At 42.7% G+C, this 7,640-nt stretch carries 8 protein-coding genes and 2 pseudogenes; 3 read left to right on the top strand and 7 right to left on the bottom strand.

Annotated features, from left to right (window positions below):
• Nucleotides 1-403, bottom strand: a pseudogene (locus tag AC5590_RS11180) (LuxR family transcriptional regulator); the annotation flags it as partial.
• A 140-nt stretch (nt 404-543) separates the two neighbouring features.
• On the opposite strand from AC5590_RS11180, the gene AC5590_RS11185 reads away from it, so the two are divergent.
• Nucleotides 544-1,383: a sulfurtransferase gene (locus tag AC5590_RS11185; protein ID WP_169268656.1), complete on the top strand. Its 840-nt coding sequence runs from the start codon at nt 544-546 to the stop codon at nt 1,381-1,383.
• 89 nt (nt 1,384-1,472) lie between these two features.
• Here the strand turns inward: AC5590_RS11185 and AC5590_RS11190 are convergent, their stop codons facing one another.
• The 4 genes and pseudogenes from AC5590_RS11190 to AC5590_RS11205 form a co-directional block, all read right to left on the bottom strand.
• Entirely contained in the window at nt 1,473-3,203 is a 1,731-nt protein-coding gene (locus AC5590_RS11190; protein WP_169268657.1) for a hypothetical protein, read from the bottom strand.
• 19 nt (nt 3,204-3,222) lie between these two features.
• Entirely contained in the window at nt 3,223-4,245 is a 1,023-nt protein-coding gene (locus AC5590_RS11195; protein ID WP_169268658.1) for a DUF8225 domain-containing protein, read from the bottom strand.
• 404 nt (nt 4,246-4,649) lie between these two features.
• Nucleotides 4,650-5,054: pseudogene (locus tag AC5590_RS11200) on the bottom strand (type II toxin-antitoxin system VapC family toxin).
• On the bottom strand, nt 5,051-5,305 hold the full coding sequence (locus tag AC5590_RS11205) for a hypothetical protein (RefSeq protein WP_169268659.1): 255 nt from the start codon (nt 5,303-5,305) through the stop codon (nt 5,051-5,053). Before AC5590_RS11205 ends, AC5590_RS11200 begins: the two are co-directional and overlap by 4 nt.
• Before the next feature lie 125 nt (nt 5,306-5,430).
• On the opposite strand from AC5590_RS11205, the gene AC5590_RS11210 reads away from it, so the two are divergent.
• Both AC5590_RS11210 and AC5590_RS11215 read left to right on the top strand, forming a co-directional pair.
• A protein-coding gene (locus AC5590_RS11210) for an IS630 family transposase (protein ID WP_169268660.1) occupies nt 5,431-6,485 on the top strand; the annotation gives its coding sequence in 2 pieces (ribosomal slippage) (nt 5,431-5,823 and nt 5,826-6,485; 1,053 coding nt in all).
• Between the two features lie 74 nt (nt 6,486-6,559).
• The gene (locus AC5590_RS11215; RefSeq protein WP_318284115.1) at nt 6,560-6,718 is read left to right on the top strand and encodes a hypothetical protein; all 159 of its coding nucleotides are present in this window, start codon (nt 6,560-6,562) and stop codon (nt 6,716-6,718) included.
• A gap of 232 nt (nt 6,719-6,950) precedes the next feature.
• On the opposite strand, the gene AC5590_RS11220 is transcribed toward AC5590_RS11215, so the two are convergent.
• Together AC5590_RS11220 and AC5590_RS11225 are read right to left on the bottom strand one after the other, a co-directional pair.
• Nucleotides 6,951-7,115, bottom strand: coding sequence for a hypothetical protein (locus AC5590_RS11220; protein WP_169268661.1), 165 nt, complete (start codon nt 7,113-7,115; stop codon nt 6,951-6,953).
• Between the two features lie 43 nt (nt 7,116-7,158).
• On the bottom strand, nt 7,159-7,640 hold a 482-nt coding region (locus AC5590_RS11225; RefSeq protein WP_169268662.1), incomplete at its 5' end, for a CHASE2 domain-containing protein.

Here is a 7,640-nt window from a genome sequence, read left to right on the forward strand (position 1 = left end):
CAGTAAGTTCCTGGGTATTAAACGCAGAAGTACCTCGTACGCGCGTAAACCCAACTCCGCCCACAAGGCGACCATAAGTAACAATTGGTCCAGCCATTACATGCGCGTGATCCGAACGCGGACAAATCATCGACCATGCCCCAGGAGGTAATAATAATTCTTCGTGAACTGGGGCATGATGCTCAACTACGTAACGCAAGACGGGATTATGTTCTAAAGATAAAGCTAATTTAACAATGCCCTGAAGATTTGTTTCGACAAAGGGAAGCTGATCAAAGAAAAAAAGCCCCCAACGTTGAGCAACAAAATACTCACCAATTCTAACCATGACGTGCAGTCGTAGTTCTTGCTCATCATGAGCATGAGCGATCGCTTGAAATAAAGACTGCAAAGAATTTGTCATTTAATTTGCCATCTATTTAAGTTACAGAAAATAAGTTACAAAAAAAGTGACTGGGTGTACTCGTTCGAGGACTAGGCGTAGTTAGGAAATCAATTTTACTCTAGCGTCATCGACATTTACACAGCAAGGAGTCACGGCTGATGTCACCGTTAAATTACGCTCATCCTGAAGTTCTTGTAGAGACTGAGTGGGTTGCTGAGCATTTGCATGACCCCAAAGTGCGTCTTGTGGAAGCGGACATGGATGCAACAGCTTATGACTCTGGTCACATTCCTGGTGCTGTTTTCTGGAACGGATTCACTACCATCTTGCAACCTGATTTCCGTTTTAATTTTGATAAAACGGCGTTGGAAGAACTACTTGCACGTTCAGGTATCGCAAATGATACGACTGTCGTTATTTATGGCAATCATAATGCGATCGCCCCTATTATGTTTTGGTTTTTAAAAATATTTGGGCATGATGATGTGCGAGTCATGAATGGTAGTCGCAAAAAATGGCTTGTAGAAGAACGCCCTCTGTTGACTCAAACACCAACCATCACGCCAACAACATATACAGGACAACGCCTTGATTCAAGAATACGTGCACTGCAGGAGCAAGTGCAAGCGAGCATTGGTAAGTCGGATCGTGTTTTGGTGGATGTACGCACACCCGAAGAGTATCGCGGCGAATGGTTCAGCACGAAGCCGCCAGAAGGAACAGAACGTGCAGGGCACATTCCAGGTGCAGTTCACATTCGGTATGAATCAGCCCTAAATGAAGATGAGACGTTTAAATCAGCCCAAGAACTGTACGCTTTATACAGCAGCAAAGGCGTTACCCCTGACAAAGAAGTGATAACCTACTGCACTATTGGGGGACGTTCCTCACATACTTGGTTTGTGTTGAAGTATTTGCTGGGCTATCAGAATGTGCGCAATTACGACGGTTCTTGGAATGAGTGGGGGAACCAACCCGATACGCCTGTGGAGGTATGATTATTTAGTGAAGGGGGTTGGGGGATCTAAAATTTGAGTCAAATCACGCTCAGATCCCGCCTAACCCCCCTTAAAAAAGGAAAGTTTGTTTATTGAGCAGTTGCTACAGATGCTATCCCTGTTGTATCAGGAATAGGCAAAAGCTCGTTTCCTGTTTCATTGAGGGCTGTCAAAACTGGGTCACTTAAAACTTCTCTTCTTCGTGCGACTGTCAAATCATAAAGCCGTTTGAGTTCAGCTTGACGAGCAGTCGCACCACTCTTATTCAGCTTTTGATCAATACTGTTACTGTATTGTTGAGTCCGTTCCTTGAGGACTTGCAAAGGATTGTTATTCCGAAGGATTGCTAAGAATTGAGCTTCGGCTGAATTACTTGTGGGGTTTGCTTGTGCTAAAGCAGCAATGACTTTTTGAGTTAAATCGTCAGGGTGTCGTTTAACACTAAAGGGGTCTGTAGTTCCTTGTAGTGGCTGGAAGCTAAATTGGTCTGGAATAAACTGCAATAATTTTTGTCTTTGTGATGAGAAGACTGGCTTTTCCAAATCAACAGCCATAATAGCAGCGACAAACTCAGGTGTGATAACTCCTCTTTTGACGAGTTGATCAATCATGCTGTTGTCAACGTGACTGGGTTCAGGCACAAACCAGGCAAAGTTTGCATCTCCTGCCTTGCCATCCAGCTTCACTCCAGAACGATTCACTAGTTGTCTATATTCATCAGCTTTAACTACGGCTATGTCTTGAAATCTCAGACTCTCTGCAATCTTTAAGCCTTGCACACTTTGTGGTGGGCTACCATTAATGAAATTGGCGTTGAGAAAGAAACTATTGGGAATTTTGACATCAGCAAAAGGTCCCGGTGTAGCGCTACTCCCAAAAGGATGCAGGCTTCCAACTTGTTGATTACTACTAATAAAATTCACTTCAGTTGTCACAAATAAAGGACGTAACAACCGTTTTCCAGTGGTAATTTGTTGACTTCCATTAGGATTAGTGACTGGGCTACCGTTATTGCGGGCGATACTCTCGTCAATCCTCTTGTTATTAAACTCATTGATTGCTGGAGCAATGAAGCCAGTTTCTAAGCGTTCCGCCCCCCCTAAGTTTTGGGCAATTCTGGGCGAATTTGTACCAACCTTCCAGTTTGATTTTAAGTAACTCGCTGCAAATGAGATAGAGTGCCAGTTATTCCAAGGAAGAGCCAGTTCTTTCATCACTGGCGCACCATTGACATGACATTGCAAACAAGTTCCTGAACGTTGTGCTGGTTGGAGTAAGTCGGCTTGGACGGATGAGTCACGAAACTTCCAAGATAATCTTCCTGGTGTACCTTGCTGATCAAGCTTATAGTAGTTGTAACGACCCCGTTGTCCATCCCAGCCAAGAGCTTCAATAGACTGCACATCAGGAAAGTTTTCAGAAGTGAAGAAAACAGAAAGCATGACGTTGCGATCTAGCCTTTCTCCTTGATTTCTACCTGTGAAAGTTACCACTGCTCTTCGTGTTGCTGGTCGATTACCAACTGTTGGACGAGTATCAACAATGGTTTCATCAACAACAAAGGTTTGCTCTTGCCCTTGTTGACCCTTGATTAATGTTTCTATCTCTGCAAGATTGGTGACATTTGCACGATCTTTAAGCACAAGCTTAAAAAGTGGATCGCCCAAAGATGTTAATGTACCCGATGAGATCGGCTGAACTGTTGCCCCGTCTCGTTTTTGTTCTAATAGAGAAACTGGCGCTGCTTGAGCAAACGCAACTTTTGTAGAGAAAACAAAGCTGAGTAGCAAAGTGATGACTACAGTGATAAGTCTGTGCATTATTGAAGAACTCCTATATTTAAACATTTAACAACCGTGAAGAAGATTCTTCACCTGTTTGCGCCCATTCTGGAAGCACTGCTTCTGGCGCTAAAATAACATTTGCACCTACTGAGAGTTTGGCTGCTACTTGCGCTCCACTAGTGATTGGTGTATTCTCTAAAGTCACTCCTTTGCTCAAATCAAGGACAGCACGACGACCATTGCGACTCACGACCCAAGCACCTTGATTTTCGCTTGTATCGTTGATATCAATTTCTTGTCCTCCAATTTTCCAAATACCCTCCAGTCTCAACATTTTGATACCAACTGGATCTTGTAGACTTAAACCAAAAGAGGCTCGGGCTGCATTTTGAGCTTCTTGACAAATCGCTGGATCTGAGTTACGCCCCGGTACACAAGAAACTTTTCCACAGACTGCTGCTGCAGGAATATCAAATCTAGAGATTGCACAAGGTTCCACTAAAGCGAACAATGCACCTGCTGTGTTATTTGTTTGAGTCAAGCAAAGAATTCCCTTCTGTCCGTTGTTCCAGGGATTCTTTTGGAGATTCAGGCGGAATTGATTGGAACGCGATCGCCCTGAAGCAGTTCGAGGATTAAATCCCGCACCAAATAACTCTGTAATTGTTGGGTTAGATCCTGGAATTGTGTTCTTAACACCTGCAATCAAAGCATCAGCACTCACTTTTGCTAAGGCTTGGTAATACTCAGGAAACTCAGTAGTGAAAGTAATACGAGTGACTTTGCCATCTTTCGTTTCAGTACGCCATTCAACATACTCATCTTGTAAATTAAATCTATCAGTATCGATGATATTGAATGGTCTATTTGCCAGTTTAGGAAAAGCAATCCAAGTAATTGTTTCGACTTGTAGCCCTTTCTCAGGAGTTAGCCCAGCAAACGCCTCCAGCAAGGTAAAAGCAGAATTAGGTCTTAAAGCAGAGCGTCTGTAGAAACTATCAATATCGTTTCTGTATGTCTCTAGTGCATTTTGGCTTTTGAGAAAGTCTGATCCTGTTGGATCTGTATAGGCAAACATTTTCAGCCCCCTTGTTAATTTTGAGTCAATTTGACTACATGTATCAAAGCACACTGTTTTTATGAAGTCATTGGAAGAAAAGCTTAAAGTTTTTCTTCTGTTTTGAACTTATCGTCATAAACTGTGTGCATCTGGACACGTGAAAAGGTTGAGAAAAAGAGTAAATTTGTTTCCTCTTAACCTCTTTGTCTTTCCATTGGTTTTAAATACATGTCAGGAAAATCGACTTATGCATTTACTTAAAGATTCTTAACAAAGTTAAATGAAGGGGCAGCAGATAATTTCTCAAGCGATCGCTGAAGGTGGGTGCTCTGGCAATACAGTTGTCCACAACAAAATTCTGTTATTCTGTTCTTTACTGTAGCAGCATTCTCCTTTGCTGCAATTAAAAGCGCGACAGCTTATTACTCAAGTTCCCAATCCTCAATACGTAATCCTTCTACTCTACAAAATTCATCAGTATTGTGTGTTACTAAAGTTAAGTTATGAGCAAGAGTGATAGAAGCAATTAACAAATCGTTAGCTCCGATGGGTGTACCAAGATTAACGAGTTGAGCGCGAACTCTTCCAGCTATCAAAGCAGCAATATCATCAAAAGGGAGTGAAACTAAAACTTCAAGGAACCTCTGCTATTTGCGCCAAGACACATCAGGATTATTGCTTCGCATTGCTCCATAAAACAATTCCATCTTGACGACAGAACAAACTGCTATATCTTCTAAATTAGTCCTTTGTAGGCGTCGCCTGAGTAAATCAGATTCACCATTTAAGTATCTCACGCAAACGTTTGTATCTAACAAATACTTCATGCCAATTCTTCGCCATCTTCAAAAATCCCCTCAGAATCGATGACTATGGGGTCATCTTTACAAACTCCAAAAGTCTCTTCAAAAAAACCAGCGGGCCAGCCTTTACCTTGTGGTATATTCTGTTGAGTTGTTAACGTTACAGCTTGAAATGTGACAGTGACTTCTAATTCTGCATTGGTGAGTCCGATCGGGAGATCTAAATGCAAAATACCATCCTCTCCAACACGGTAATGTACTGTTACGCTTTGCATATGTTGTTCGATTAAACTTTCTACTCAGAATGTTATCGATAATTAGTAAGTAGAACGAGGTGAAAAAACCAAACTGTGTAAATATAAGTAAATACGTATAATGTGTCTACCAAGGTAACAGAGATATGGGCAGCCGTTTAAGGGTATTTCTGGCTCCAGAACAAGATAAAACTCTTTTCAACCTGAGAACGGCAGATGTACCGCAGAAAGTGAAAGACAGAGCAGAAGTGATTAGATTGAGCGCACATGGTTGGTACATAGAGAAGATAGCGGCTCACTTTAACTGGACTGCACAAACGGTGCGAGAAGTTTTGCATAAGTGGCAAAAGCTAGGAATGAATGGGCTTTGGGAAAAACCAGGGCGAGGAGGAAAAGCAAGGTGGGTGGAAACTGACATGGTGTTTTTAGAAGAATGTTTAGAGAAAGACCCACGTACATATAACAGCGTTCAGTTAGCCCAAAAATTAGAACAAGAACGTTCGGTAAAATTAAGTCCTGACTGGTTAAGACAGGTACTGAAAAAAAGGGGGTCATTTGGAAGCGAACTAGAAAAAGCCACAAAGGAAAGCAAGATCCTGTAATACAGCAAATCAAACAGGCAGACTTAGAAATGCTGGAATTATCAGCGGCTGCTGGGGAAATAGATTTAAAGTATATGGATGAATCAGGATTTTGTGCCTGGAGTGAACCTAGCTACAGCTATTACTTCCGAGGCGAGCAAAAACGCTTAGAGCAAAGTAAATGCCGAGGGCGAAGGTTAAGTATTATTGGGTTTCTTCAACCCGTAATTAGTTTTGTGTACGGTTTGGTCATTGGCGGCGTTTCACGCAAATCTTATATACAGATGATGAACCAGGAAGCCGCAGAAGCCCAAAAAACAGGACGCATCAGAGTAATCGTGCAGGACAACGGCCCGATTCATCGGTGTAAAGAAGTACAGCAATTATGGTCAAAGTGGAAAGACATGGGTTTGTACATCTTCTTTCTACCCAAATATTGCTCAGAAATGAACCCGATTGAATTGGAATGGCAACATCTCAAAAAAGATGAACTAGCCGCGAAAACTTTTGAGGATGAGTTAGACCTTGCCTATGCCGTTATTAATGGAGTCCAAACGAGAGGAGAAAAAGGACATTACAGTACGCAACGTGTAATATTTAACTCTAATTCTTCTGCTTAACTCTTTGTTACATACTTGTAAATTTTCTCCACGACTTACTTACTCACCTACCAATTTCTTTAGCACAGTGACTATTGAACGACTACTTATTGAAGAAATTGAATCGACACGCGTTCGCCCTTGGCGGGGCTTTGCCCATCGCCATAGAACACAATCTCACCGTAGTCTCAGCTGATAGCGACTTTGACCGCATTCAGCAAGTTAGAACGTTATCTTTAGAATCTTGGCTTTGAATTAAAGAGCGATCGCCACCTAAAAGCAGGTACTTTGCGCGATCGCCGCAATCCAACCTCACCCTCACTTTTTACTGCGTAAAAATCTTTCCCTCTCCTTAATAACGAGAGGGATGCCCGACAGGGCAGGATGAGGTAACTTTCCCTCTCCTTTATAAGGAGAGGGATGCCCGACAGGGCAGGGTGAGGTAACACGTATGAATGCAACATACGTATCATTCCACAACCCAACTCACCGACGGGGAGTGCCAACATCATCACACAGCTTACGATCCTCATCCTGAACACTGCGGTTATTCTTCAAATAATCATGCACCCAAGCGCAACCGCGTGCGAGTAAGTCATCCAAATCCAGATTCCACAACCGTACCGTGTTGTCAATTTCACACAGCAACATACTTTGTTTGCAAGCAACTTTGAGCCACCCTAATCAGAACTACCTAGTTTTTGGACTTCTTAGTTTGTTCATCTGTATCACTAGTAGGGAGTTTCTTTTGTTCAATAATGTAGTCAGTGATTAGCCGTGCTATCACGTTTGTCATGTCTTCACCTTTGAGTGAACAGGTCTGTTCAAACCTGTCAAGCAGTGATCTGGAAATCTTGAGTCGCTGCTGTTTCTGTAACGCGACGTGAGATGCCACTACACTACCGCTGGTTACCAGCAAAGTCAATGCTGATGGAACTAGCGGTACCCAACCACCCTGAGTAATAAAGACAAAACTGAGTCCGTATAAAACTCCAAGAGTTAATCCGTTCGCCAGTCCTAAAAGCGAAAGCTTCCGATAACGCCATGCCAGAAAGCCTCCTGCTACAGACCAGCCCCAGATCCATATGAATTCGCTCCACACAGGCCAAACCCATAGTAGTGGACGCTTATCCAGAACAGCACTGAGAATATGGCTGACCATCTGCGCTTGTAAAA

The organism is Brasilonema octagenarum UFV-OR1 (genome assembly GCF_963888615.1).
Classification (GTDB): Bacteria; Cyanobacteriota; Cyanobacteriia; order Cyanobacteriales; family Nostocaceae; genus Brasilonema; species Brasilonema sennae.

Coding starts and splice junctions, on each gene's coding strand:
- AC5590_RS11185 (WP_169268656.1), top strand. CDS start 544: ATGTCACCGTTAAATTACGCTCATCCTGAAGTTCTTGTAGAGACTGAG.
- AC5590_RS11220 (WP_169268661.1), bottom strand. CDS start 7,115: ATGTTGCTGTGTGAAATTGACAACACGGTACGGTTGTGGAATCTGGAT.
- AC5590_RS11195 (WP_169268658.1), bottom strand. CDS start 4,245: ATGTTTGCCTATACAGATCCAACAGGATCAGACTTTCTCAAAAGCCAA.
- AC5590_RS11190 (WP_169268657.1), bottom strand. CDS start 3,203: ATGCACAGACTTATCACTGTAGTCATCACTTTGCTACTCAGCTTTGTT.
- AC5590_RS11205 (WP_169268659.1), bottom strand. CDS start 5,305: ATGCAAAGCGTAACAGTACATTACCGTGTTGGAGAGGATGGTATTTTG.